This is a genomic window from Pontibacillus yanchengensis Y32, from assembly GCF_000770635.1.
Taxonomy (GTDB): Bacteria; Bacillota; Bacilli; order Bacillales; family BH030062; genus Pontibacillus; species Pontibacillus yanchengensis.
On sequence record NZ_AVBF01000026.1, the window covers coordinates 25,532 to 52,477 of the forward strand.

At 39.5% G+C, this 26,946-nt stretch carries 22 protein-coding genes; 6 read left to right on the forward strand and 16 right to left on the reverse strand.

Annotated elements, in window-relative coordinates; genetic code table 11:
• Nucleotides 1-21: 21 nt before the first annotated feature.
• The 5 genes from glgA to N782_RS10695 all read right to left on the reverse strand — a co-directional run bounded on the left by glgA (nt 22) and on the right by N782_RS10695 (nt 7,810).
• Nucleotides 22-1,476, reverse strand: a complete 1,455-nt coding sequence (gene glgA, locus N782_RS10675) for a glycogen synthase GlgA (protein ID WP_036819403.1) — start codon at nt 1,474-1,476, stop codon at nt 22-24.
• Between the two features lie 85 nt (nt 1,477-1,561).
• Nucleotides 1,562-2,668 carry a glucose-1-phosphate adenylyltransferase subunit GlgD gene (gene glgD / locus N782_RS10680; RefSeq protein ID WP_036819406.1) on the reverse strand — a complete coding sequence of 369 codons (1,107 nt, stop codon included), beginning with the start codon at nt 2,666-2,668 and terminating at the stop codon, nt 1,562-1,564.
• A gap of 13 nt (nt 2,669-2,681) precedes the next feature.
• Nucleotides 2,682-3,842 carry a glucose-1-phosphate adenylyltransferase gene (locus N782_RS10685; RefSeq protein ID WP_036819408.1) on the reverse strand — a complete coding sequence of 387 codons (1,161 nt, stop codon included), beginning with the start codon at nt 3,840-3,842 and terminating at the stop codon, nt 2,682-2,684.
• The gene (gene glgB / locus N782_RS10690; RefSeq protein ID WP_036819410.1) at nt 3,839-5,752 is read right to left on the reverse strand and encodes a 1,4-alpha-glucan branching protein GlgB; all 1,914 of its coding nucleotides are present in this window, start codon (nt 5,750-5,752) and stop codon (nt 3,839-3,841) included. The genes N782_RS10685 and glgB overlap by 4 nt, the downstream gene beginning before the upstream one ends.
• A gap of 702 nt (nt 5,753-6,454) precedes the next feature.
• Complete coding sequence (locus N782_RS10695; protein WP_084103058.1) at nt 6,455-7,810, reverse strand: dipeptidase; 1,356 nt, start codon at nt 7,808-7,810, stop codon at nt 6,455-6,457.
• 157 nt (nt 7,811-7,967) lie between these two features.
• Here N782_RS10695 and N782_RS10700 point away from each other — a divergent pair, with 157 nt between their 5' ends.
• Together N782_RS10700 and N782_RS21040 are read left to right on the forward strand one after the other, a co-directional pair.
• On the forward strand, nt 7,968-8,462 hold the full coding sequence (locus N782_RS10700) for a VC0807 family protein (protein WP_237582644.1): 495 nt from the start codon (nt 7,968-7,970) through the stop codon (nt 8,460-8,462).
• A gap of 272 nt (nt 8,463-8,734) precedes the next feature.
• The gene (locus N782_RS21040) at nt 8,735-8,863 is read left to right on the forward strand and encodes a DUF4023 family protein (protein WP_084103059.1); all 129 of its coding nucleotides are present in this window, start codon (nt 8,735-8,737) and stop codon (nt 8,861-8,863) included.
• A gap of 36 nt (nt 8,864-8,899) precedes the next feature.
• Here the strand turns inward: N782_RS21040 and N782_RS10705 are convergent, their stop codons facing one another.
• The 4 genes from N782_RS10705 to N782_RS10720 all read right to left on the reverse strand — a co-directional run bounded on the left by N782_RS10705 (nt 8,900) and on the right by N782_RS10720 (nt 13,568).
• Complete coding sequence (locus tag N782_RS10705) at nt 8,900-9,481, reverse strand: hypothetical protein (protein ID WP_036819414.1); 582 nt, start codon at nt 9,479-9,481, stop codon at nt 8,900-8,902.
• 16 nt (nt 9,482-9,497) lie between these two features.
• The gene (locus tag N782_RS10710) at nt 9,498-10,091 is read right to left on the reverse strand and encodes a hypothetical protein (RefSeq protein ID WP_036819415.1); all 594 of its coding nucleotides are present in this window, start codon (nt 10,089-10,091) and stop codon (nt 9,498-9,500) included.
• Nucleotides 10,092-10,636: 545 nt separating this feature from the next.
• Nucleotides 10,637-10,939 carry a hypothetical protein gene (locus N782_RS10715; protein ID WP_036819416.1) on the reverse strand — a complete coding sequence of 101 codons (303 nt, stop codon included), beginning with the start codon at nt 10,937-10,939 and terminating at the stop codon, nt 10,637-10,639.
• 259 nt (nt 10,940-11,198) lie between these two features.
• Nucleotides 11,199-13,568 (reverse strand): immune inhibitor A domain-containing protein, encoded by a 2,370-nt coding sequence (locus N782_RS10720; protein ID WP_036819469.1) that lies wholly within the window; start codon nt 13,566-13,568, stop codon nt 11,199-11,201.
• A gap of 274 nt (nt 13,569-13,842) precedes the next feature.
• Here N782_RS10720 and N782_RS10725 point away from each other — a divergent pair, with 274 nt between their 5' ends.
• Entirely contained in the window at nt 13,843-14,541 is a 699-nt protein-coding gene (locus tag N782_RS10725) for a Crp/Fnr family transcriptional regulator (RefSeq protein WP_036819417.1), read from the forward strand.
• A 33-nt stretch (nt 14,542-14,574) separates the two neighbouring features.
• Here the strand turns inward: N782_RS10725 and arcC are convergent, their stop codons facing one another.
• The 6 genes from arcC to N782_RS10755 all read right to left on the reverse strand — a co-directional run bounded on the left by arcC (nt 14,575) and on the right by N782_RS10755 (nt 21,716).
• Nucleotides 14,575-15,537: a carbamate kinase gene (gene arcC, locus N782_RS10730; protein WP_036819421.1), complete on the reverse strand. Its 963-nt coding sequence runs from the start codon at nt 15,535-15,537 to the stop codon at nt 14,575-14,577.
• A gap of 72 nt (nt 15,538-15,609) precedes the next feature.
• Nucleotides 15,610-17,091, reverse strand: coding sequence for a YfcC family protein (locus N782_RS10735; RefSeq protein WP_036819423.1), 1,482 nt, complete (start codon nt 17,089-17,091; stop codon nt 15,610-15,612).
• A gap of 22 nt (nt 17,092-17,113) precedes the next feature.
• Nucleotides 17,114-18,469 carry a M20 family metallopeptidase gene (locus N782_RS10740; protein WP_036819425.1) on the reverse strand — a complete coding sequence of 452 codons (1,356 nt, stop codon included), beginning with the start codon at nt 18,467-18,469 and terminating at the stop codon, nt 17,114-17,116.
• Nucleotides 18,429-19,466: an ornithine carbamoyltransferase gene (gene argF, locus N782_RS10745; protein ID WP_036819428.1), complete on the reverse strand. Its 1,038-nt coding sequence runs from the start codon at nt 19,464-19,466 to the stop codon at nt 18,429-18,431. The genes N782_RS10740 and argF overlap by 41 nt, the downstream gene beginning before the upstream one ends.
• A gap of 19 nt (nt 19,467-19,485) precedes the next feature.
• The gene (gene arcA / locus N782_RS10750; RefSeq protein WP_036819430.1) at nt 19,486-20,718 is read right to left on the reverse strand and encodes an arginine deiminase; all 1,233 of its coding nucleotides are present in this window, start codon (nt 20,716-20,718) and stop codon (nt 19,486-19,488) included.
• Between the two features lie 293 nt (nt 20,719-21,011).
• A complete protein-coding gene (locus tag N782_RS10755) occupies nt 21,012-21,716 on the reverse strand; it encodes a Dps family protein (RefSeq protein ID WP_036819435.1) in 705 nt (234 codons plus the stop codon).
• Between the two features lie 307 nt (nt 21,717-22,023).
• On the opposite strand from N782_RS10755, the gene desA reads away from it, so the two are divergent.
• The 3 genes from desA to N782_RS10770 all read left to right on the forward strand — a co-directional run bounded on the left by desA (nt 22,024) and on the right by N782_RS10770 (nt 24,964).
• On the forward strand, nt 22,024-23,088 hold the full coding sequence (gene desA / locus N782_RS10760) for a Delta(5) desaturase DesA (RefSeq protein WP_036819438.1): 1,065 nt from the start codon (nt 22,024-22,026) through the stop codon (nt 23,086-23,088).
• 143 nt (nt 23,089-23,231) lie between these two features.
• Nucleotides 23,232-24,368, forward strand: coding sequence for a sensor histidine kinase (locus N782_RS10765; RefSeq protein ID WP_036819440.1), 1,137 nt, complete (start codon nt 23,232-23,234; stop codon nt 24,366-24,368).
• Nucleotides 24,365-24,964, forward strand: a complete 600-nt coding sequence (locus tag N782_RS10770; protein ID WP_036819444.1) for a response regulator transcription factor — start codon at nt 24,365-24,367, stop codon at nt 24,962-24,964. Before N782_RS10765 ends, N782_RS10770 begins: the two co-directional genes overlap by 4 nt.
• A 304-nt stretch (nt 24,965-25,268) precedes the next feature.
• Here N782_RS10770 and N782_RS10775 read toward each other — a convergent pair whose 3' ends face one another.
• Nucleotides 25,269-26,792 (reverse strand): glycine betaine uptake BCCT transporter, encoded by a 1,524-nt coding sequence (locus N782_RS10775; protein WP_036819447.1) that lies wholly within the window; start codon nt 26,790-26,792, stop codon nt 25,269-25,271.
• Between the last annotated feature and the right edge of the window lie 154 nt (nt 26,793-26,946).

A 26,946-nucleotide genomic window follows, 5' to 3' on the forward strand; every position in this document is an offset into this window, starting at 1 on the left:
TTTTCCTCCATTCATACTCCACTACTTTTCCATTGATTCATATACGCGAATTGAATTGTATAGATCAATATATTGGCTAGCAGAATACTTCCAAGAGAATTGGCTTTTAATAATATTCTTCACCAGTTGTTGCCACGTAGGCGTATCTTGAAAAATTTCTAGTGCACGTCTTATCGTGAACAACATATCGTGGGCATTATAATTAGTGAACGTAAAGCCATTTCCCTCTTCGGTGTTCTCGTTGAATGCATGTACTGTATCTGCTAATCCACCTGTTTCACGAACAATTGGTACAGTAAGATAACGAAGTGCAATTAATTGGCCAATACCACAAGGTTCAAATCTAGAAGGCATTAAGAATAAATCACTTGCTGCGTAAACTTGACGGGAAAGGGATTCAGAAAACTGAATATTGGCAGACATTTTTGTCGGGTGACGGTCTTGAGCCCATTGCAGCATTTGTTCATATTGGTATTCACCTGTACCTAGTAAGACAATCTGAATATCTTCTTCGTGTAATAATTCATCGATTACTCTACCAATAAGATCGAATCCCTTTTGTTCTACTAGTCTAGATACAATACCAATCATGGGAACATCTTTATTTACAGGTAATCCAAGCTGTTCCTGCAGCCACATTTTGTTTTGGCGCTTTTTCGTTAACGAACTACGGTATGGAAATTCAAGTGCTTCATCCCGCATTGGATTGTAATCTTTATCATTGATTCCATTTACAATCCCGACTAACTGATCAGCACGCTTTCGAAGTACTCCATCTAGGTTTTCCCCATAATAAGGAGTTTGAATCTCTTTTGCATAGGTTTCACTGACCGTTGTAATCGTATCAGCGTAATTTAGGGCACCCTTCATAAAGTTGATATCACCGAAAAATTCCATCCCGTCTTCTACCATCATACCCTCATCTAAGTCTAATAAGTCATGTAATACGGATTGAGGGAAAATTCCTTGATATTTCAAATTATGAATCGTAAATACAGTTTTTATACCCTGGAACAACTCATCGCTTTCATAGTGAGTATGTAATAGCACAGGAATTAAACCCGATTGCCAGTCATGACAATGGATAACATCTGGAATCCATTCCATCTCCAACGCACGAATCATCTCCATAACAGCACGATTAAAAAAGACAAAACGTTCTGCTTCGTCCCCATAACCATATAGGTTGGAGCGTTTAAAATAGTATTCATTATCTATGAAATAGAAGATAACACCATTATGTTCCATATATTCAATGCCGGCATATTGATTTCGCCATCCCATTTGAATGTTCAATTCATCAAGATGCATTAGTTGCTCTTTCCACTCATCCTTCATTTCCTCATATTTTGGTAATACAACACGTACATCCGTACCTTGCTCTTGAAGAGCTTGTGGCAATGAACCTAATACATCAGCCAATCCTCCAGATTTAATAAAAGGTGTACATTCGGATCCAACCATTAATACTTTCACGTGTACGTCACTCCTTAAGAATTTTTTAATTAATATTGTAAAAAAAGGACTGCCAGAATATTGGTTCAGACAGTCCTGTGATGACTTACATTGATTTTCGCTTGGCCAATACGTATGGCTTCTCAGGAGCTCCGATGAAGGTGCGACCTCCTGTAATTTTGCAATCTTTATCAATAATGACATTCTCAAGCACTGCATTGTCCTCAATCTCGCATCGCTGCATAATAATCGAGTTCTTAATGACAGCACCCTTTCCTATTTTCACACCACGAAATAGAATACTATCTTCTACATGACCATGAACGACGCACCCATTGGCTACTAGAGTATTTTTCACATCAGAGTCTTGTAGATACTTAGCTGGAGCTTCGTTCTTGACTTTCGTTAAGATAGGAGAATCTTCTTTGAAAAGACCATCATGCTCTTCTCGGTTCAATAGTTTCCTACTGTTACGGAAATAACTCTCAACTGAATTCACAAGGGCATGTGTACCCTTATATTCATAAGCATGGACACGCATTTCCTGTAATCTGCCTTTGATTCCTTCAAGGAAGAAATGAGAATGACCATGTGCAATACTTTCTTCAATCAGCTTATTCATGAAATTCTTCTCGATCAAGTACATATCCATATAAACTTTTGTGCTTTTTTGATCGTTATTAATATCCAACACTTCGTTCTGTTCATCTATATCAAGCTTGTGTGCAAGGCGATGCTCTGGGTATAATTCATCCACCTCTTTATAGATAACCGTCACATCAGCGTTTGCTTCCTTATGCTCTTGTAGTACATCTTGAAAATTAATGTTACAAATATTTTGTGAACCAGACACTAAAATATAATCAGCTCGTGCACGTTGAATAAAATCCATATTATTATGAAAATGTTGAAGATCACCACGTGACATATCCGTTGGGTCATTCCAATCTGGAGGAAGGATAAATAGCCCTCCACTTCTTCGGTCAAGATCCCAAGCCTTCCCTTGCTCCAGGTGATCCATTAATGAGCGGTACTTCCGACGAGCGAATACGGCAATGGATTCAATTCTAGAGTTAGCCATATTGGATATAGCAAAATCGATCATTCGATAGCGTCCTGCAAACGGAACTGCTGCCCCACACCTGAAATACGTCAATTCATCTAGCAAATCCTGCTCATGATCTAAATTTATAATTCCAGCGATACGATCCATAATATCCTCCTTATTAATTCGTAACAGCATAGTTCGTTGCCATAACGCTACCTTCTTCTGCATGTAACGTAATATCACTGTCTGGTTCAGGATTTCCAATAACAGTGTTGTCTTCAATAACACTACCTTCTGCAATAAGAGAGCGATAAATTTTCACGTTCTTCCCAATCTTCACATTTGGCATAATAACGGAATCTTTCACTAGTGCACTATCTTCAATGTGGACTCCGTAGAAGATAACAGACGTGTCGACTGTTCCATGTACTCGACACCCCTCATTTATCAATGCATTCCTTACATGCGCGGTGGGTGCAATATATTGAGCTGGCTGATTTGGATTTTTTGAATAAATCTGCCAGGAGTAGTCATTCAGATTAAGCTCAGGATTTTCACTTAGTAAATCCATATTTGCTTCCCAAAGACTATCGACTGTTCCAACATCCTTCCAATATCCCTTGAATGTGTACGCCATCATACGACGGTCGTCATTTAAGAAAGCAGGGATAATATCTTTTCCAAAGTCATGAGAGGAATTTGGCTTTTGCTCATCTTCGATTAAATACTGCTTCAATACATCCCATTTAAAAATATACACTCCCATAGAAGCGAGGTTATTTAATGGATAAGCTGGCTTTTCATCAAAATCAACAATTCGACCGCTTTCGTTCGTATTCATGATTCCAAAGCGGCTTGCATCTTCCCAAGGTACCTCTAACACAGAAATGGTCGCATCCGCTTCTGTTGCTTTATGATAATCTAGCATCTCTTCATAATCCATTTTGTAAATATGATCACCAGATAGAATCAGCACATGCTCTGGTTCATATTGGTTTAGGAACTTAATGTTTCGATAAATAGCATTTGCAGTCCCTGTGTACCAATCTCCACCATCAGCTTGCATATATGGAGGAAGGACCGATACACCACCAAATTTACGATCAAGATCCCAAGAAGAGCCTATGCCAATGTAATCATTCAAAATTAACGGCTCATACTGCGTTAATACACCAACTGTATCAATGCCTGAATTAGTGCAATTACTTAAGGGGAAATCGATAATTCGATACTTCCCTCCAAAATAAACTGCCGGTTTGGCAATTTGCTTTGTTAAAGATTTAAGTCTAGTTCCTTGCCCGCCTGCTAAAAGCATAGCTACACATTCTTTTTGTTTCATGCATTTTCCTCCTTTGGTGTAGAAGTTCGCTTTAAGAAGCTAACTGCAAGTGGTGGAATGGTCATCGATACATGCTGGTTTTGTCCCTGCCATGGTTCAGGAATTGTTTCTAACAAACGTCCATTGGTTTGCCCAGAGCCACCGAAATGCGTTGCATCACTTGTGAATACTTCTTTATATGAACCCACCTTAGGCACGCCTACTTTGTAATCATGATGTACCTGAGGTGTGAAATTACACACAACCACTAATTGATCATTAGAAGAACGACTATTACGAACGAATGATATGACACTCTGTTCGTAATTATGAGGATCAATCCATTCAAAACCTTCTTGTTCGTGGTCTAGCTCCCATAATGCTGGCATATCCTTGTATAATTTATGAATCTGCTTCATAAATTCTAGTGTAGAGGCATGAGAGTCATAGTCTAATAGCTCCCAGTCTAAATCCTCCATGTCCTTCCACTCATCAAACTGTCCAAATTCACTTCCCATGAATAAAAGCTTCTTCCCAGGATGAGCATACATAAAAGCAAGGAACGCTCGTAAATTTGCAAACTTCTGCCAATAATCACCTGGCATTTTATTTAATAACGATTTCTTACCATGAACCACTTCATCATGGGAAATCGGTAATACAAAGTTCTCGGAAAATGCATAAAATAGAGAAAATGTAATTAAATTATGATGGTATTTACGATGGATTGGGTCCATCTCGATGTATTTCAGCATGTCATTCATCCAACCCATGTTCCATTTATAGTTGAAACCAAGTCCCCCTATATAGGTAGGAGCACTTACTAAAGGCCATGAAGTGGATTCCTCTGCCATCATTAATACATTTGGTAGCTCTTCAAAAATAGCTTCGTTCATCTTTTTGATAAAAGCTACTGCTTCAATGTTCTCTCGGCCACCATACTCATTGAGTTCCCATTCGCCTTCTTCTTTACCAAAGTCAAGGTATAACATGCTTGCTACCGCATCGACACGCAAGCCATCTAAGTGATATTCCTTCAACCAATAAATGGCATTTGATATTAGAAAGCTTTGCACTTCATTTCTACCAAAATCAAACGTCAACGTACCCCACTGCGTCTTCTCCGCTTTGCTGGGGTTGGAATATTCATATAGGGGTTCTCCATCAAATCGTCTCAAACCGTGCTGATCTTTACAAAAATGACCTGGAACCCAATCTAGAATGACCCCAATTCCATTTTGATGACACTGATCTACAAAATAGCGAAAGTCATCAGGTGTTCCGTAACGAGATGTTACAGCAAAATAGCCAGTGGCTTGATATCCCCATGAGCGATCAAAGGGATGCTCCGTCAACGGTAGGAGTTCAATGTGCGTATAGCCAAGCTCCTTTACGTATGGAATGACCATATCCGCATACTCCCGATATGTATAGAACACTTCTTCTTCAATATACTTCCATGACCCTAGATGAAGCTCATAGATAGACATAGGAGATTCATAGAGATTGGTTTCTTGTCTATGCTTCATCCATTCCCCGTCTCCCCAGTCATAGGATTCAAGAGGATAAACGACCGAAGCAGTATTTGGACGTAGTTCACTAGAAAATGCATAAGGATCTGCTTTCAGTGATAAATGTCCATGCGCAGTTAATATCTCATACTTATAAATGGTTCCTTTTTCTAACCCTGGAATAAAGGTGTACCATATCCCATTGTCATTAAGCTTGACCATTTGATGTTCGCGACCATCCCAATTGTTAAAGATTCCGACAACACTTACCTGAACAGCGTTTGGCGCCCAAACAGCAAAACGAATTCCCTCTACTCCATTTTGAGTTACTGCGTGTGCTCCGAGAAGCTGATAGCTGTAACGAAGATTACCTTGGTGAAATAAATAAACATCATGCTCAAATGCTGTATTAACTACCACACCGACACTCCTTCTCGTCTATCAAAATTTAATACGTTACTCTTGTACATACTTTCATTATAAAATTACCGCGATACGATAACAATTTATTTTCTTCGCAAATTTCTGAAAAATAATGTCGTATTTCGTCGTAATACGTCGTTCAACTGTGATAATTCTAGATGATTGTTGATTTAGCGGGGATTTTTTAGGTGAGTCTACTAAAATATTGGTGGAAATTGGTTTGGGCGGACATAGGATGCCTTATATATGAAAAAAAGTGTCTTATTATAGATTTGGCGGACATCTGGTACGCTATTTTATAATTTCAGAGCTTTTTATCGTCTGTATAGGTGAAATAAGGTACCATATGTCCGCTTCAATCTTAAAAAAGAGATAAATATAGCTAATAGCGCATCGTATGTCCTCTCTATTTTCAGTAGAGATTATGAAATTGAACTGTCCTATCTATGTGGAAGTTCGATTAAAACCGCTGCCTCACGCAGCAACATCGAACCATCCTACGTCGTGTAGGCCGAAAGGAAACACGAAGAGCGCAAGCGATTCGATGTTGACTTATCGTAAGGAGGTGCAGGAAGTTTGCTAGTCGCTGGGCGCTGGAGCTGGACGTGGCCATTTCACTTTTTTAGTAATACACAAGCATTGAATTTCATAGTACGCTGGACGATAAAAAACACACCTCATCGAGATGTGTTTTTAAAATTATTTTCCTAACGAATACAAATATTCTGTTACCGTTTCAATACCTTTTGTAAAATTCTCTAAATGAAAATGCTCATTGGGTGCATGTAAGTTTTCTGAAGGCAAACCAAAGCCCATTAGAACTACCGGGGCGCTTAATACGCGTGAAAAAACTTCAACAATTGGAATAGACCCACCTTCTTTAGGATAAAGCGGGCGTACCCCATACACGCTTTCATAGGCGTCAGCAGCTTTTTGGATCATGTCATTCTGAGAATCAAGCGAAACAGGATTAGCTTTAATGAACTGCTTCATCTCTGTTTTCGCACCTTCAGGTTGATGGTTATGGATATGTTGCTGAATCGCTTCATACACCTGTTGAGGGTCTTGCTCTCCTACCAGACGGCAGCTTATTTTGGCACTTGCTTCAGATGGCACGATGGTCTTGATTCCTTCTCCTTGAAATCCTCCGGTCACACCATTTATTTCAAGGGTTGGGCGTATGCCTGTACGTTCTTGGAAAGTGAAACCTTCTTCTCCATATAGCGCGTCCAGTCCAAGGTCCTGTTTGGTTTTCTCTTCATTAAAAGGAACTTGAGCTACTTCTTGTTTAAGCTCGTCGGTTGGTTCTGGTACCCCTTCATAAAAACCCTCTACAGCTACTTGTCCATTTTGATAATGAAGGGAATCCAATAAACGCACAAGGCTATGCACGGCGTTCGGAACGCCGCCACCATATACACCTGAATGTAAGTCAGAGTTAGCTGTTTTCACTGTTAATTCCATAGCTAGTGCCCCACGCAAGGAAGTACAGATAGCAGGTTGGCCTTGTTCAATGAAGGATGTATCTGATATAACTACTGCGTCTGCAGCAAGTTTGTCCTGATGCTGATCAATAAAAGGTGGGAGATTCGGGCTTGCTAGTTCCTCTTCCCCTTCAATGCAAAACTTAACATTTACAGGTAGCTCCCCATCTTGATTCATGATGGCTTCCAGCGCTTTCACATGTATAAACAGCTGGCCTTTATCATCTGTTGCCCCTCGTGCAAATAACTTCTCATCACGAATGACAGGCTCAAACGGTGGTGTCTCCCATAAATCTAATGGATCTGCTGGCTGTACATCATAATGACCATAGATTAATACCGTAGGCTTACCTTCGGCGTGTAACCAATCTGCATAAACGACTGGATGTCCCTCTGTCTCAATGATTTCGATATTTTCCATACCAATCTTCTGAAGAGACCCTTCCAGCCACTTCGCTGCAGAAACAACATCCTGCTTATGCTCACTTAAGGCAGATATGCTAGGTATTTTCAAAAAATCCTTAAGTTCTTCTATGTAACGGTCCTTTTGTGAAGCGATGGTTTGTTTCATCATCGCACCTCCTATATAAAAACTTACTACCATTATAACAAGGAATAGAATGGAATTCCGTTTCGGAGTGATGTAGGGAAAATATTCAAGATTAAATGTCTTTACCTATAATGGAGTGATATAATCTTCCTAAACAAAAAAATAAGGAGACTATCTGTTGAATAATAACAAATTTGTCCTGCTGGATATTATCTGCTATGTCATTTTCCCTTTAGTAATCTGGCACATGCTTCGAGACGTTATTGGGGATTACTATGCAATGCTTTTGTCCTCTGTACCTGGCATCATTTATACAGTTTATCGTTTCAAGGCACTGAAGAAAGTCAATGTGTTTGGTATTTATATGATTTCCAATCTTATAATTGGCACCCTTATTGATGTGTTATCAGGTTCTGCCATTAATCTGCTTTGGAATAATGTTTATTATGCCTATGCTGTGGCAGGTTTATTTCTGTTTACGATTATCATAAAGAAACCTATTGCGCTCTATTTTGCTCTAGATTTCACCGAACTCCAAGGCTTCGATCGCCAAATCAATAAAAAGCTCTTCTTCCACAAGAAAATATATTACATATTTAACTGGATCGTAGTTGCATTTGCCTTACAAAATATTATCTTAGCCAGCATTAAAGCTTGGCTCATCACTAAATAAGGAGTAGAAGCGTTTGATGAAGGAATTATAATTAGGCAAGTTGTAAACTGGGGACTGACAATCCCAATAATAGGTGGGTATCTATATGTAGGAAAAGTTATTAATGACTCGCCCGATTTAGTAAAATCAGCATCCAAAGAGGTTGAAGATGAAAAAGAAAACAATTCAATCGCACAGGAAAGTTAGCATTTAATCTCTCCTCTTTTCCTTTGCATGCTTTTCATATGAAATGGTTACAGTATGAAATGTTATAAAAAAAGGAGGGACATGAGATGGATAAGAAGAGTACACATGATTTTGTAGAGGATTTTCAAGCAAAGCAAAAACAAGATGAGCAAAACAAACAGCGACAAGGTAAAGCAAATCACGCAAAAAAATTACCTAGTAAAACTCATAAATAAAATATGTAAGCCCCTGATTCCCTGGGGCTTCTTTAGTTATGTTTTTTCAGGTTGTTGAACATGTCTTGGTTTTTGAAGGTACACTGCCATACGCTTCGAAAGCTTAGGAAACAACAAGATCGTAGCCAGTAATAGCACCGCGTATCCAAAAGAGGCCATCATCATGGTTCCAGTATTTGTAGTTCCCTCCAAAAGCCATTCCTTGTACGGCATACTATAAGCAAGACTAGACAGTTGAGCAAAAAACGTTGTGACAAAGAACGGGAAGCATACATTCAATGACCACCGATACCAATCCGCACCTCTTCCAATCATATATAGGACGACAGCTACACTAGACACTATGTAGATAGGTACACGAAATGTATAACTATAAGCAATCAATACTTGAATAGGAGCGGACGCAAACACAAATAAGCTTATAATCATGGCTAATACAAGTGATTTTCTAACTATCACCCGATCGAAAAAGCTCTTACTTTTTCTTAGAACTTCACTCGTAATCCCACGAAGGTTTTGTTTTTGTTTATGGTTGTCTTCTTCCTTTTCTGCCTGAACCATTGTTAGACAAGTCAGTAGCTTCTCTAATTGCTCCGCTTTTTCCTTATCAACACTCATACAATCCCACCCTTCCTTATCGTCCCATGTACCTTTCTGCTTTTTTTACCAGGGAATGAATCATATCTTTAGACGAGGAATGCTTATACTGTTCTATAAAATGGATGAGTAGCTGTGAAATTATATCCTCAAACATAAGTGCATTTGGATATAATGTATCCATTTCAGCTAATAATGCTTCCCCATTGCGAACTTCTTTTTTAGGTACTTTCATTACTATTATATTGTTAAGTTGAGTGGACTTATGCTGAAATCTCTCAACTAATTGTCCATAATGATACACCTCGATGGAATCATCCATTCGCTCTTGAAAGGTTTTATATAACTGGTATAAATCCGCTTTATGAAAGGAATGCCTCATGAAATCTTTATACAAAATCCACACGAGATCATTTAATTTAAATGTCATTTCATATTCTTCTTCGATATGTTCACACAAAATATTAGCCCGAAGGTACACAAACGACGGAACTGTAACTTGTACATCTACCATCGTTGAAAAAGAAGAGATTATTCTTAAAACATGGTGATAGAAACTTTTGCTGTGTTTCGATACTCTCGGTAAGTTTAATACTTGTCCAAGAATATCGTGCTTGCTATATACTCTCATAAGAACGCACCTACTTTTGTTCGTTTTACTAGAAGATATGAGAGAGTTACTAGAGTTATGTATAAAACTATTCTTATTTGGTCAAAATAATAGAAACATTTTTCATAGAGGCGGTGTTTTACAATGAAGAGTAAGAAAGAGATTAAAAAGATTTTAAAACAGACCCAAAAGAAAAATCCCTTTAAAATCAAATCAAACAAGTAACATCATATTAATATAGTATTTCCCCGGTAATAAAAAGAAGGCATGGGCTCGAATGAGAGCTCATGCCTTTAAAATGTCTATTATAATCAGCTTTTGCCTGGTGTCCCCTCCCTCTCTTGGTATTTCGCCCGAGATTAATAGTAAAACTAGTTCTTACGTTTTCTATATCGCCCCCATCTCCTATGAAAATTACATTGCAATTAAGTCTTTTATTCAGCTTTCCTTAGACTTTTAAAAAGGTATATCGTATCGCAAAACCTCCCATTCTTTTTTTACCGCTCTACATGTTATACGTACGTAGTATTCATGCCCTCTATATGAAAATGATTTAATAGATTTTTTTATGTTACGTAAATCGGACTTCCCCTGGCTCGCCGATTGAAGTGATTTTGTCTATATCTAGTTACAGTTTCTTTCATGATAGCCCTCAACCAATTCTTCCATTCAGGAAGCAGATCATTTTTATTGATATGCTTCACCATTACATTCACGTTTGGAACCATGCCAATGCCAAAAGTAAACATCGCGCCTCTATCCAAATGCGTAGCAAATCGATTGCCCAACTTTTCAACAACATTCCATTGCAAACTTACAATCGTACACATCAAAGCAAAAATAGCAGACAACATGTTTCCCTTTTTCATTAGACAAGTCCCCTTTCAAAATTTACGAATAAAAGCTTGTATCTATTAATATACTGGTATTTTCAGAAAAATCAATCGATTCAACAAAACTAGTGAAAGCTTCTAGTAATACGACATAGAAGGCAGTCATACCGACAACAAACGCATTACAAAAAGGTAAAAAAATGCGGTAGCAATTCGAATGGGAACTACTACCGCTGAAGTTATTTTGGGGTTTTACCTTACCTAAAGAATCATGATTTGTTGCAAGCGTTCCATATTATTTAAAGATTAGCACCTTCCCTACTGTTCCATCGTCACTTTGGCCTGTTACACGGAATTTAAGCCCGTATTCTGGAACATTACGTCCAGCGTCTACTAGACCTTTATTAGAGTAATCTGCACTGTCATCGAATAGTGGATTACGTTTTGTGAAGTTATCTTTTAATGTATAACCATAGAAATCTGTATAATCAATGAACATTTTTTCAGACTTATCAAGACTGAAAGCTGCATCGTGTACTTGGAAACGAGTGGTCGCTACCTCTTTGTTGCTATAATTGACGGTGTGTTGATCCGCATCTACAACACCTACAAAACCATCTCCAGGATGAATACCAGTCCAGTTTTCGCTATACTTCTGATCGACATACCAAACAACAAGACCATCATCAAATGTCATTAAGCTATCACCACGACGAATGTTAGTAAGTCCTTCATCCACACCATTGTGACTACGCCATTCTAGTAGGTAGTAGTGATCAGAACGTTTGATACCATCGTTCTTAGTAAAGCCATCTAAATTAAACTTAGCATCACCTTCAGCATCATCAAACACGACTTCTTCTCCATCTACTACGATAGACAGATCATCAGCGTAGAAACCAGGGTTCGATACCGCTCCATCTGTGACGTACTCAATCGCTACTTCCACTTCTTGACCTGCATAAGCAGACAAATCAAAGGAAGCATCAATCCAGCCATCAGAAGAACCTGTGATACCATTTCCTAAGTTACTTCCGTACGGATCCTCATTAGTAGTAATATCACTAGCTATTGGCTCACCATTTACCGTTACATATGCATAATCCCAATCCTTTTCAATGTCATACCAGGCTTTGAAATTGAACTCGGCACTTGTTGCATTTGTTAAATCAACTGTTGTAGTAAGGTAGTGGTGTAAATCATCTGCACTACCAGAGAAATATGAATACTCTCCGCTAGCAGGTTCATTAATAACCGTTTCCTTTTGAGGAAGATTTATTTTCACAACATCATTATTCGTACCTTTAGTTACTGCTTCATCCAGTAATACTTCTGTCCCTTTTCCATTGATATCTTCAAGATTCAATTCAGATCCTGAAAGCCAGTTCCCTTTCGTTCCCTCATTGTCCACTACAGCTGAAGTCTGTAACATTTCCTTCATGTAAGGACTAAATCCAGTAGGCATCGTTCCTGGAACATCTCCAGCCCAGCTACCACTAGACATAATCGACCAGTAGCTTACAGGCTCACCTGCACCTGTGTACTGTGTATCATATTCATCTGGAAGACCAAGGTCATGTCCGAATTCATGTGCCATTACACCAACGGCACCGTCTTCTGGCTCAATGGTGTAGTCATAAGCTGCCATTTCGCCACCCCAATAAGGAACAGTTGCTTCAGTACCAGAAATCGGTGTTACCCCACCAAGATTCCAACGGTGCGACCAAATCGCATCAGATCCTAGTGATCCACCACCAGCTTCCTCCCCTACGCCAGAGTGAATAACCATTAAGTGGTCCACAAGGCCATCTGGTTCTAAATAATCACCGTCACCATCAAGGTCATAACGATCCCACTGATCATAATCTGCAATATCTACAGTTGGATCTGCTGCAGCAGCTTCAAGAGCTTCCTTCACAAGACCACGAGCATTCACATCACTATCATCTTCTTTTGGATAGTTTCCACCATAAAAGGCTGCAGGCTGACTTGCTGTGTACCATCCAGCAACCTCCCCTTCTACAGAATAACTTCCACCAGATTGCTGTTCATAATATTGTTTCATAGAAACATAGTTTTTACCGTCTGGACCTGTCCAGCCACTTTCACCAAATAACATATCCTGATAGTGCTCACTGGAGTATGCATCATCGCCTTCGTAATACATATCTGTTTCATCAGCTGTCATTGAGTTATGTGGCTTGTCTGGATAATCGACAAGCAGGACAAGTACTTTATCCGTACGCATTTCACCATCATATACCTCTTTTGTTACTCCTTCTGGTTTATTCTTTTTAGCTTGTCCAAGCTTATTACCCTTTCCGTTTGTTAAGCTACCGTTCTCCATCGCTTCTTGCAACTTCGCTTTAGAATCTCCAGCTTCCTCGGACAACTCTCCCGCTGCTTTGTCAGCAGATTCAGCCTTTGCTTTCAGAAACTTATTCAACCCTTTTTCCGCTTCAGCTGGTGTTGCATCTTTCGCAATCTTACCGTCCTTCTTTAGCATTTCGATTAGTTTTTCATCATTGGCAATTCCCAAGTCGAACGGTGAACCCTCATGTGAGTGATGCTTATGTAGGTCCTCCACACTTTCTACCGTTTTTTCCATTGCACTTGTGCTTAATGGTCCTACCATTAAGGTAAGTGCTAATGCAGACATCAACATTTTACTTTTCTTCACTATCTGTTTCCTCCCTCAAAAAAATGATGAATAATCGGCCGTTATTCTTAATATACTGTTACTTTCAGAATAATCAATCGATTCTACAAAAGAAGTGACTATTCACGTTAAAACGACATCAGTGTCACGTTCTTTGTACCTATCAATTTTCATCGCATAGGTCATATATACTGCCTTAATTATTCAAGAATTTGTAATATTTTTGAAGCGTTTACGTGCATGCTGTACCGTACACTTAATGTAGATGGAGGTGTTCTGCATGACGGTGAAAAAGGTGTTCCCAACAGAAGCAATTCAACATTCCGATGTTTTGTCTATTTTAACTCCCAAGGAACTAAAGGATATCGAAGCTCATGCTTATTTCCGGCATTATAAAAAAGGGCAACTGTTGTTTATGGAGGGTGATCCAAGAGAGAGATTTTATATGGTTGTGAAGGGATACGTTCGCTTAGAAAAAACAAACACTAGTGGGACGACTCGTTTTGATGCTTTTTTGAAGCCATCTTCTTTCTTTCCATACGAGGGGTTATTTTATGATGAGAATTATTCCTATAGTGCAGAGGCTTTTACGGATGTAGAGCTCCTATACATCCCTACGTATTACTTTGAGGGATTATTAAAGCGGAACAAGAAGTTATTAATAAACTTAGTCAGATGTTTAACCAATAAGATTGTCATGTTAGAACATAGGTTGCTAAGTATGACAAATTCTAGTGCTAGTAAACGTATCATCCAATTAATAGGATACCTGGCAGAGGATCTTGGAGAAGAAAGAGACGGTGAATTGGTTATCCCTTGCCCCATTACAACAGTAGAGGCAGCAAGGCTAACAGGGACATCCCGAGAAACCGTTAGTCATGTGTTTAGCTCTCTTAAAAAAGACGATAAACTTGTCATCCAAAAGAACAAACACCTTATCCTAAAAGACCCTATCCATTTCTTATCTACGATTGAATAAAAAGAGGTTCTCTCCATTCGAGAGAACCTCTTTCTAGGATAGACAAGCTTCTTTGGACAAGATGGTCGTTCCTGCTTTTCCTAAAATAGCATCATACGCTTTGTCTAGAGATGTAATGATGGCTTTTCTACCAGGTTTCGAATCCACAAACGCTAACGCAGCTTCTACTTTAGGTAACATACTTCCTGGCGCAAAATGCCCTTGATCTTTATATGTTACGGTTTGCTCATATGTTAGTTGCTCTAAATCTTGCTGCTGTTGTGAACCAAAATGAAGGGAGATTTTTTCAACAGCTGTTAAAATTAATAGCGTGTCTGCATCAATCAGCTCAGCTAATTTTTCGGTTGTAAGATCTTTATCAATAACCGCTTCCACCCCAACTAGCTTTCCATCCCGTTTCGCTACAGGTATTCCGCCCCCTCCACCAGCAATGACTACAAACTCGTTGTCTATCAGGGATTGAATCGTGGCTTTTTCAATGATATCGATTGGTTTTGGGGAAGGTACTAATCTTCGATACCCTCGACCTGCATCTTCTTTCATGGTGTATCCTTTTGTCTCCGTTAATTCTTTAGCTTCTGCTTCATTATAAAAAGAACCAATTGGTTTAGTTGGATGTTGAAAGGCTGGGTCATTCTGATCAACAACTACTTGTGTGAGGGTAGTAGCTGCCGTACGCGTAACACCTTCTTGTTGAAACACTTCATACAATGCATTTTGTAACCAATACCCAATCATCCCCTGACTCATTGCTCCGCATGTATCTAGTGGCATAGCAGGTAGCTTCTCACTTTGATTGAGTTGCTGTTGAAGAACGATATTCCCCACTTGTGGTCCATTCCCATGGGTGATGACGATATCATGACCTGATTTCGAAATTTGAGCCAGCTGTTTTGCGGTTTGATAGCACGCCTGCTTTTGATCCTCTGCTGTAGCTCCATTTCCCATTTGTATGGCATTCCCACCTAAAGCAATGACAATCTTTTGTTTGTTCATTGTATATGACTCCTCTCCATGCCTATTAAGTGGGAGGCGAGCTTAAAATGCTCGCCTCCTACGTTGAATCGTTTATACAAATACTGCAATGCTCAACACAGTCATGACGAGAAGGGTAAGCACAATTAACAGCTTCCACATGAATTTAAAGTAAATATCGTATGGAACTTTAGCGATGGCCAATGCTCCCATGATAACAGCTGATGTCGGCGTGATTAGATTTATGATGCCAGAAGCTGATTGATACGCTGTGATGACAATAGCACGATCTACTCCAGCAAAGTCTGCTAGTGGAGCCATAATTGGCATAGACAGTGTAGCTAACCCCGATGTAGATGGAACTAAGAAGGATAATGGTAAAAAGAATAGGAACGAAATATTAGCGAATGTAATTGGACCTAATTCAGCTAGTAAATTCTCACCCCAATGAAGTACAGTTGCTGACATTCCTCCATCATTCATGACAACGGTAATTCCTCGGGAAACACCGATGATTAAAGCTACGCCCAATAAATCTTTCGCACCGTCTACAAAAGAACCGGTAAGTTCTTCTTCTGGCATTTTGTAAATCAAACCAATAATAATGGAAGCCACTAAGAATAATAGAGCTAACTCTCCAAACCACCAATCACCAAGCGGAAGGATGTTGCCTAACACACTACCTACACCAGGAATACCTAGAATCGCATTATTGATATCCTCAAATAGTGTAATGTTAAACTTCCAAGCCCAAGGAATAACACCAAGTATCATAATGAAGAACGTTAAACCGAATATCCATAACACGACTTTTCTTCTTTTAGTTAACTCCACAACTTCAATAGTGTCATTTCCTTTTAGAAAATCTTCCTTATGTTGAATAGCTAGATGAGATACTAAGGATTTACTAGGGTCATTCTTCACTTTGTCGGCATATCGCATGACGTAAAAGATTGCTATAGCTAGAGAAACGACTAGGATCAATACCCTGACTATAATGCCATCTCCAATGGACACTCCCGCAAAACCTGATGCGATGCCTGTAGCAAATGGGTTAACGGTGGAACCTAATACGCCCACCCCAGCACCAACAGCAATAATCAATACGGCCGTTATGGCATCGTATCCAGCTGCAATAATAATAGGGATGATTAACGGATAGAACGCTATCGTTTCTTCGGCCATACCATATGTTGTTCCACCTAGAGCAAATAAGATCATAAGAATTGGAATCATGACTCTTTCTCGACCCTCAAGCTTCCTAACAACATTTCCAATTCCAGCATCAATGGCTCCCGTTTTCATAACTACTCCTAAGAAACCACCAATCACAATGACAAACAAGGCAATGTCTTGTGCATCAAAAAAGCCTTTTATTGGAGCATAAAGAACTTCCCATAGACCTTGTGGATTTTGTTCTGCTGAACTATATGTGCCTGGTATTGGCTCAAGTGTAGAAGCTTCAGGATCCACATAATCATACTGTCCTGCAGGTACAATCCACGTCATCACCGCTACCACTAAAATAATGAGAAATAAAATCGTAAACGCAGTAGGCATTTTAAATTTTTTCATCGTAAACCCTCCGTTTCGTAAACTATCGGGTTAATTGATAGATAGCCTTAGCATAAATTTTCATAGCGGAGAACAAATCGGTTAAGTCGATGTATTCATTCGGTCGGTGTTCAACCTTAGGACGATTCGGAAATACGGCTCCAAATGCAACCGCATTTTCTATAGCCCTTGCATAGGTTGCTCCTCCAGCTGAAATAGGTTCTGATACGGTATCTCCAGTTTCCTCTTGATACACTTCCATTAAATTTTTTACGATAAAGTGATCCTTCGGAATATAAATCGATTTTAACCAATCGACTTCTTTATAGTGTAAAGAATAGTTATCTGCTACATTGATTAATGATTGAACAACCTCTTCTTTATCTACCGTTACTGGAATGCGTATGTCGATAGAAATGGTTTCACGTTGTCCTATATCAATCATCCCGATGTTGCATTTGAGCTTTCCACTTACTTCATCCTCGCAGTTGCCAAAAATGCTTGTTGCATATGGATCCTCACCAATTTCATTTGCAATAAAATCAATTGACTTCGTTGATTTACCGATATGATGAAGCGCAATGGCTAGTAGACTAATTGCGTTGATTCCTTGTTCTGTTACTTGTGCATGAGCAGATTTACCAAGAATCTTCACTCCATTTTCTGCTTCCTCAAACGGAAACGACAACTCCTGTAAAGCATCTACTAATAACTCCTGATCCTCACCTTGATACACAATCGAATCCGGTACGGCATTAAAGGCACTCCCTCCTTCAATGCTCAAAGCTGTTTCATTATCTGCTTCGAGCTGCAGTTGTAGAAGACCCTTTTCTGCGTAAGTAAGCGGGAAGGAGGAATCTGGAACAAATCCATACGATGGCATCTCTTCTTGTTGTGTATATTTGTTCATGCAACGCCATAATGTTTCTTCATCGGTACCAAAGATAAATCGTAATCGTTTTGGGAAAGTCACTCCCATATTCATTAGTGCTTTTGCCGCAAATAGTGCAGCAAGGGTAGGACCCTTATCGTCCTGTGTACCACGGCCATACATTTTTCCTGTTTTCATGACAGGTTCAAAAGGATGCGTTTCCCAATTCTCAAGACTTCCTGGGGGCACAACATCCAGATGCCCTAGTACCCCCACCATTTCATTGCCTTCCCCTATTTCGGCATAGCCATAATACCCATCTGGATCTATATAAACTCGAAAGCCTAACTCCTCACAAAGACGTACTGTCGTTTCCAATGCTTCCTGTATAGGTGCACCAAATGGATATGGAGTCTTATCTTCCGTCAGAACACTTGGAATACGTACAAGTTTCTTCAGACTATCAAGAAGATTCGGCTCCTCTTGTTTAAGTTGAGCGAACAGATTCTCTTCGTTTAATACGTTCATTCACATCACCCTCCGTTAACGTAGCAGCCATGACCGCTTTTATGGTATGCATACGGTTTTCTGCTTCATCAAAGACAACAGAATTCTTACTACGAAATACGTCATCGGTGACCTCCAATTCTGATAGTCCAAATTTTTCATACATCTCTCTTCCAATCATGGTTTCTAAATCATGAAAAGAAGGTAAGCAGTGCATGAACAGTGTATAATCCTTTCCTGTCATCTTCATCATTTGTTGATTAACTTGATATGGTTTCAACATTTGAATACGCTGTTCATATTGGTCTTCTTCCCCCATAGAAACCCATACGTCGGTATAAATGACATCTGCATCTTTTACACCTTCTTGCACATCCTCTGTCAGTGTGATGGTAGCCCCCGTTTGTGCAGCAATTTTTCGTGCATAGGAAACAATGTCATCAGAAGGGAATAATTCCTTCGGTGCTACTGCTCTGAAGTTCATCCCCATCTTAGCGGCTCCGATAAGCAAGGAATTACCCATGTTATTTCTTGCATCACCGAGATAAGAGAAGGTCACCCCTTTTAAATGACCAAGCTTTTCTTTGATTGTCATAAAGTCAGCTAAGATTTGCGTTGGATGATAGAGATCGGTTAGCCCATTCCAAACGGGAACGCCAGCGAACTTAGCCAGCCCTTCCACCGTCTCATGCTTGAAGCCTCTAAATTCAATACCATCAAACATCCTTCCAAGCACAATGGCTGTGTCTTCTACCGACTCTTTTTTACCAAATTGAATATCGTTTTTGCCAAGGTACTCTGGATGAGCTCCTAGATCCACGCAAGCTACCACAAATGCACAACGAGTCCTGGTCGATGGCTTTTCAAATAATAGGGCTATATTTTTCCCATCTAGCACTCTATGAGGTATTCCTTCGTTTTTTAGACGTTTAAAATGGATGGCTGTATCTACCAAATATTCTATTTCCTCTGGAGTATAATCCTTCAGGGTTAATAAGTGACGATTGAGTAAGTTCATGTATATCCTCTCCTATTCGTTAGATATCTTCTCTGTACACTGGCATGCTCATGCATCGTGGTCCTCCACGACCTCTTGAAAGTTCAGAGCTCGGGATTTCAATAACCTCTAATCCGTGTTGCCTTAATAGCTTGTTAGAGACGTAGTTACGGTCATACGTCATCACTACACCTGGAGCAATAGCTAATGTGTTCGAACCATCGTTCCACTGCTCACGAGCTGCTGCGATAGGGTCCCCGCCTCCACATGGGATAAGAACAATATCCTTTAATTCCAAGACTTCTTTAAGGGTTTCTGCTAGGTTATTTCTTTGTTTGATGGTGACACGGTTTTCTTCTTCACCTTTTTCAAGGATGAAAATTCTCATGTCTCCATCTGGCCCTTCAATCGCAGGATGAATCGTAAATTTATCGTAATCTACCATTGTAAAAACTGTATCTAAGTGCATGAACGCTCTAGATTTTGGTATTTCTACAGCAACGACTTTCGTGATTTCTTTTTGATGCTTAAATAGATTAATAGCCATTTTTTCAATCGCCTGCGGTGTAGAGCGTGAGCTTACCCCGACTGCTACTGTATGCTTATTTAAAATGAGCTGGTCGCCACCCTCCATTGAGAATTTGGAGTCACGGGTGAACCATGTTGGTATGTTGTGTTTTGCAAAACGTGGATGATATTTCATAATGTAATCCATAAAGATTGATTCTCTTTCCCTAGCACCCTCGTTCATCTTATTGATAGAAATTCCTTTTCCAATCACGGCCGCTGGGTCTCTTGTAAAATAGAGATTTGGCATCGGATCTAAATAGAATGGATAATGATCAGCCATTAGTTCATATAGATGTACTTTTTTCTCTTGTTCAATGTCTGTCTTCAAAACTCCTGACATAACTTTTTCTACTAAGTCTTGAACGGAACCATGTAATAAATATTCCTTCACATTGTGCCTTGCTCCATTAATATTTGATTTACTTTCTTCAAGAATTTGATCTACGAATTGTTCTTGAATTGCTTTTGAATGCAGGGACTCTTCTAATAATCTCTCTAGATATAGCACTTCAACTCCTTGGTTACGAAGTGCATTAGCAAAATAATCGTGCTCTTTTTGTATAGCGGGGAGAAACGGAATGTCGTCAAACAGTAAACGGTGTAAATATTCAGGTGTTAAATTTTCTACCTCTCTTCCAGGACGATGTAAAATAACAGTCTTTAATTCACCTATTTCTGATGTAACATGTAATGGATATTTCATTGTTCATCCCTCCTCGAGCAAGTTTTCTTGTTTACACCTTCATCTTATCCGGTTTTGTAAGCGCTTGATGTGATGACTAGGACAGCTGGATTGTGATGAATTTCACAATAAATCCGATTGAACATGTAGGTTCGTGCATAAACATTCACTTATTTTACATTTTATACGATTGTTACTTTTGACCTAATGAATAAACGGAGTATAACTAGATTATCTACGAAGAAAAGTTTATATATTCTGACTATTTACAATCCCATACAAAAAGGCGAGCGCTACCTTCGCTCGCCTTTTCCTTACTGCGGGAGATTATCATTTAAATGTCTAGATGTAGCAATATCAAGATTTCCATCTAATAGATGAGACATGCCTCTAACTAAGGTGTCATCTTCTAACAGACTCCATAGGTGATACCCGAAGTCCTCTCTTTTCAAGAGTACCTGCTCACATACTTCCACTGTACCGTAATCATGCAATTGATGGGCGCGGTTAATGGTCTTGCGAAGCATTCCTTGAATTTTAATCTCATGCTCTAGATCGTTACGAAGAAAATCACGCATCGTATAACGCCCTTCGACTTCGTGCTTGATGTAGGAAAGCTCATGCTGGGTCACCGGGTGAGCCGTTGGAACAACGCCTAAACGGGCTACCCTTTCACCGATCTTATCAATGTGTTCCTGCGTCACCGTGATGTGTTCTTCTAAAATGTGGTGCAAGCTTCCAAATGACTCTGCACCTTCCGTGAGCCAATGGTGCTTCGTGTATTGGTTTAGCGCCACAGATAGTGCACAGTTATGCTCATCTAGCATCAACCCTAACTCTAAACGAGTATCATAAGGCAGGCTAATTCCAGAGCCTTCATGACGAGCCGTTCTAGGTTCCTGACGTAGAATCATTTTTTCAGGATGGTTTGATGTGTGTCCTGGCATGGTAGTATCAAACCCTGATTTATTTAGCTTAAATTCATCGTGGGAAAATCCTTGATTATCATGTGTTTGCATGTTTTACCCTCTTTCAAAATAAAGTTCATCTTTATTATGGTTGGAAGGTTACATATTATTTATATCGATATTTATTTCTTCTCTATACATTCATCTATCCTAATAAGATTCTGCAGCTAACAAAAATTACGCATAAAAAAAGTTTGGTACTACAAACTAAAAAAGACTTTTCTAGCACGTTTGTACAAACACCCATGACAAATATCATATATGTCACCTGACGTTTATGTCTTATAAACCAACGCCATATCATCTATGATAAGACTGTAAGTTGGTCGAGATATGCCTGTGTAAAGGAGTAATAAATATGGATAAACAAAAACAAAAAGAACTAAAAAAGAGTGTGTCACCATATGCAAAGCCTAGTACAGCCGCAGGGGTAAGACAGTTAATCAATACCCTATTGCCTTTTTTACTACTTTGGTACCTTGCTTATCAAAGCCTAGCTATCTCCGCATGGATAGCTGTGCCTCTAGCTATGCTAGCAGGAGGTTTTGTTGTTCGTGTCTTTATTATCTTTCATGATTGTACCCACCAGTCATTCTTGAAAAGCAAGAAAGCAAACCGAATTATTGGGACAATCACCGGCATTATTACACTGTTTCCGTTTGAAAAGTGGAAAAGAGAGCATTCTATCCACCACGCTACAAGCGGGAATCTAGATAAACGAGGAACGGGAGATATATGGGTTATGACCGTTGACGAATACCTTGCTGCTTCCTTCTGGGGCAAGCTAGCTTATCGTCTATACCGTAATCCTATCGTCATGTTTGGATTAGGTCCGTTATATTTATTTTTAGTTTCAAACCGCTTCAATCGTAGCGATGCAAAACAAAAAGAACGCTTGAATACACATGTAACAACTATTTCTATTATAGCCATTTACGCCGTGCTTTTATGGGCAATTGGCTGGCAAGCATTTCTCATCATTCAACTGCCTATTCTTTACGTTTCTGGCATCTTGGGTATTTGGTTATTCTATGTACAGCACCAATTTGAAGATTCCTATTTCGAAAATGAAGAAGAATGGGACTTTGTAAAAGCAGCTGTTGATGGAAGTTCCTATTATAAGCTACCGAAGATTCTCCAATGGATCTCCGGAAGTATTGGCTACCATCACGTTCACCATTTAAGCCCTAGAGTTCCGAACTATAACTTGGAAGAGGCGCATGAATCAACACCACCGTTACAAAAAGTAACGACAATCACATTGAAATCAAGCTTAGAATCTCTTCGGTTCCGTCTTTACGATACGAAAAATAAAACCTTTGTCAGCTTCAAAGAGGTAAAACCACTTCTGAAGAATTCGGAAGCAGTTGCTCGAGCAAAAGCCATGATAAATGGGAAGCGACCGAGCTTTCAGGACAAATAATAGTAATGAAAAACCCATTCTATTCATCAAGGAATGGGTTTTTCCTTTGTTACATATGAAACAATCATTGTGAAATCGTGACAGGTTCTATTCTTATAGGATATGCTATACCTATACTAGAGACGTGTCAGAAAGGAGAACCTATGCAGACGTGGTATCACATTATCCCCAAAAACACAGGACTTAGCTCCTACGTATGGATTATATTTTGCTTACTTCCTTTTTTCTTTATATTTCGATCCTCTTCGATGACGGAGATTTTAATTGGCATCGGTATGACGTTAGTTTTCTTTTTATCTTACCGACTCTCCTTCATCTCGAATAGCCGTCTCGTTTATTTATGGGTTAGCATTGAAATGGCGATAAGCTTAATCATGACCATGTTATTTGGCTATATATACTTTTCCCTTTTCCTTGCATTCTTTATTGGGAATATACACCATAAGGGTGGCTTTCTCTCGTTATATATCGTGCACCTATCGACAACTGTTGCAGCGGTTACAATCGTTTTATTCACACAAAATGAGTCTTTATTTCCACAACTACCATTTATTATCATTAGCATTATAGGAGTCATTTTATTACCTTTCACGATTCGTTATCGCAACAAGCAACAGAAACTAGAGGGGCAGCTTCAGGATGCAAATGAACGAATTTCACAACTGATGGTATTAGAAGAACGAGAGCGTATTGCTCGTGATTTACATGACACACTTGGTCATAAGCTTTCATTGATTGGGCTTAAAAGTGATTTAGCAGGCAAATTGGTACCAGTAAAGCCTGAGAATGCCATTAATGAAATTCACGACATAAGACAAACCGCCAGGACAGCCCTAAAAGAAGTACGAGAAATGGTTTCCAATATGAGAGGGGCAAAACTGGAAGATGAAATTACACGGGTGCAACAAATCATAGAAGCTGCAGAAATGGAATTTCAATTTGACGGAGACACTACTCTCACTAACACACCATTATTAGTGGAAAACGTGTTGAGCATGTGCTTGAAAGAAGCTGCGACAAATATTGTAAAACATAGTGGGGCTTCCTGGTGTTACGTTTCGATTGAGCAATCGGAAACGGACGTACACATCCAAATAAAAGACGACGGTATTGGCATTTCAGATGATACCCAATCGTATCAAGGACATGGACTACAAGGAATGCGTGAACGCTTAGAGTTTGTGAACGGAAATTTAGAGATTCTTTCAGATCAGGGAACAACATTAAACATTCGCGTACCTAATGTCATTCAACAAACCGAACAGGAGGAATCTGTATGATTCGCATTGTCATTGCAGAAGACCAGCGTATGTTACTAGGTGCACTTGGTTCCTTACTTGATTTAGAAGAAGGTATGGAAGTCGTAGGTCAAGCAAGTAATGGTGAAGAGGCCTGCAACCTTGTTAAGACCCTTCAACCTGATATATGCATCATGGATATTGAAATGCCCGTAAAAAGCGGACTTGATGCAGCGGAAGAATTGAAGGATGAATCTTGTAAAATCATCATCTTAACGACTTTCGCCAGGGCTGGATACTTTGAGCGAGCTCAAAAAGCTGGTGTCAGTGGCTATTTATTAAAAGACAGTCCAAGTGAAGAATTAGCTACCTCCATCCGCAAAATCATGGATGGACAGCGTATCTTCGCTCCTGAACTGGTGGATCTCGCGTTTGGAAACGAAAATCCTCTAACTGAACGCGAAAAGCAAGTCATTCAACTCATGGCTGATGGTAAAAATACCAAAGACATTTCCAGTGAGCTTTACATCACCCCTGGAACAGTCCGAAACTATATCTCTGTTATCCTTGATAAGCTTGAGGTTACAAATCGTATAGAAGCCATTTCTCGTTTTAAGGAAAAAGGTTGGAATAAATAAACAAAAGCTCGGGGCGCCCGTTTAGCGACGTACAAACTGTCGTAAGGAAGTTCGATTAAGACCGCTGCCTCACGCAGCAACATCGAACCAACCCACGTCGTGTGGGCCGAAAGGAAACACGAAGAGCGAAAGCGATTCGATGTTGACTTATCGTAAGGAGGCGCCGGAAGTTTGCTAGTCGCTGGGCGCTGGAGCTGGACGTGGCCGCATCACTTTTTCAGTTATACACAAGCATTGAATTTTATAATTCCCTGGACGAGAACAAAAATCCCGCATCCATTTTGGATTCGGGATTTTACTAGTTCTATTCCGATTCTTCACCTGATTGATTAATTTTGCTAATCCCTAGCTTTTTCCCCTCTTGATATACTGACTTAACAAAGCTCATCGACATAAGCAGCATAATAACCGAGAAAGGAAAGGCTGCAATAATCATCGTGTTTTGTAGGGCCTGCAGACCCCCGGTGTATAATAAAGCAAGTGCTGTTGCGGAGAGTAGTACTCCCCAGGTTAATTTAATGGTTTGACTGGGATCACCAGTACCCCCAGTTGTCATTAATCCTAATACAAATGTACCTGAATCGGCAGATGTAATAAAGAACGTACTGATAAGGGTAATGGCTACAATAGAAGCCACAATTCCTAATGGGTAATTTGCCAATACACCAAACAGTGATTCTTCTGTAGCAAGCTTCGAAATCGTGTCCACACCAGTATGTTCAAGATGAATCGCTGTGCCACCAAAAGTCGCGAACCATAAGAAACCAATAACGGAAGGAACAAGTAATACCGTAAATACGAATTCCCGAATGCTACGCCCCTTTGAAACTCGAGCAATAAAGATTCCAACAAACGGAGACCAGGCAATCCACCATGCCCAATAAAAGATTGTCCATGATTTAATCCATTCTCTTGTTTCCTCATTGAGCGGCGCGATACGAAAACTCATGGCAGGCAACTGTTGAATATAAGTACCAATCGAATTGGTGAACATGTTTAATATGAACATTGTAGGTCCTAATGAGAAAATTAACAGAAACAGTAGTGCTGCTAATCCCATGTTTGCATTGCTTAAAATTTTAATTCCTTTTCCTAATCCCGTCCATGCTGAAATCATGAATAGAACGGTAACAATTATAATAATGATCAGTTGCATAAAAAAGTTACTAGGGATATCAAATAAATATGCCAAGCCCCCATTTATTTGTACTGCTCCAAACCCAAGTGTTGTAGCAACCCCAATTACCGTAGCAATGACCGAAAAAATATCAATCACTTTTCCAGTAGTGCCATTTGCTTTATCTCCAATCACGGGCTCAAGCGTAGCGCTAATAAGGCCAGGCTTGTCGTGTCGGTAATTAAAATAAGCCAGTACAAGAGCGACTATTCCATAAATCCCCCAGGCGTGGATGCCCCAATGAAAATACGTAAATCGCATCGCATCTTTTATGGCTTGATCTGTACCTGTTTCACCAGTAGGCGAACTGACTGCATAGTGACTAATAGGTTCAGCTGTTCCCCAGAATACGAGTCCAATTCCCATACCAGCACTAAACAACATAGCAATCCACGTAGGCCGTGAAAATTCAGGTTTCTCCCCTGGTTTACCTAGTTTGATCTTTCCAACTGGTGTAAATAAAAAGACCAACGCAACAAGAACAAAGATAGTGGTCACAATAAGGTAGTACCACCCTAGTTTACTTGCTATAAAGGCTTGAACATTCGTTGTAATACGTTCTAATCCATCCGGCCAAACGACTCCTATCACAACAAGAACTAACATAATACCTGCTGATATTTTGAATACCGGAGTAAATTTCTTGAGCATTACGGACAGACCTCCTTCCTTCAGACGAATAAAGTCTTTTACATTAACTTTATTATCCTTTAGAAGGTGGGTTCTTATTCAACGGAGTTGCTGTGGCTTAGAATAAGGCTGTGTTAAAGTTTGTTGTTGTTATATAAAGAGATAGTTTTATGTT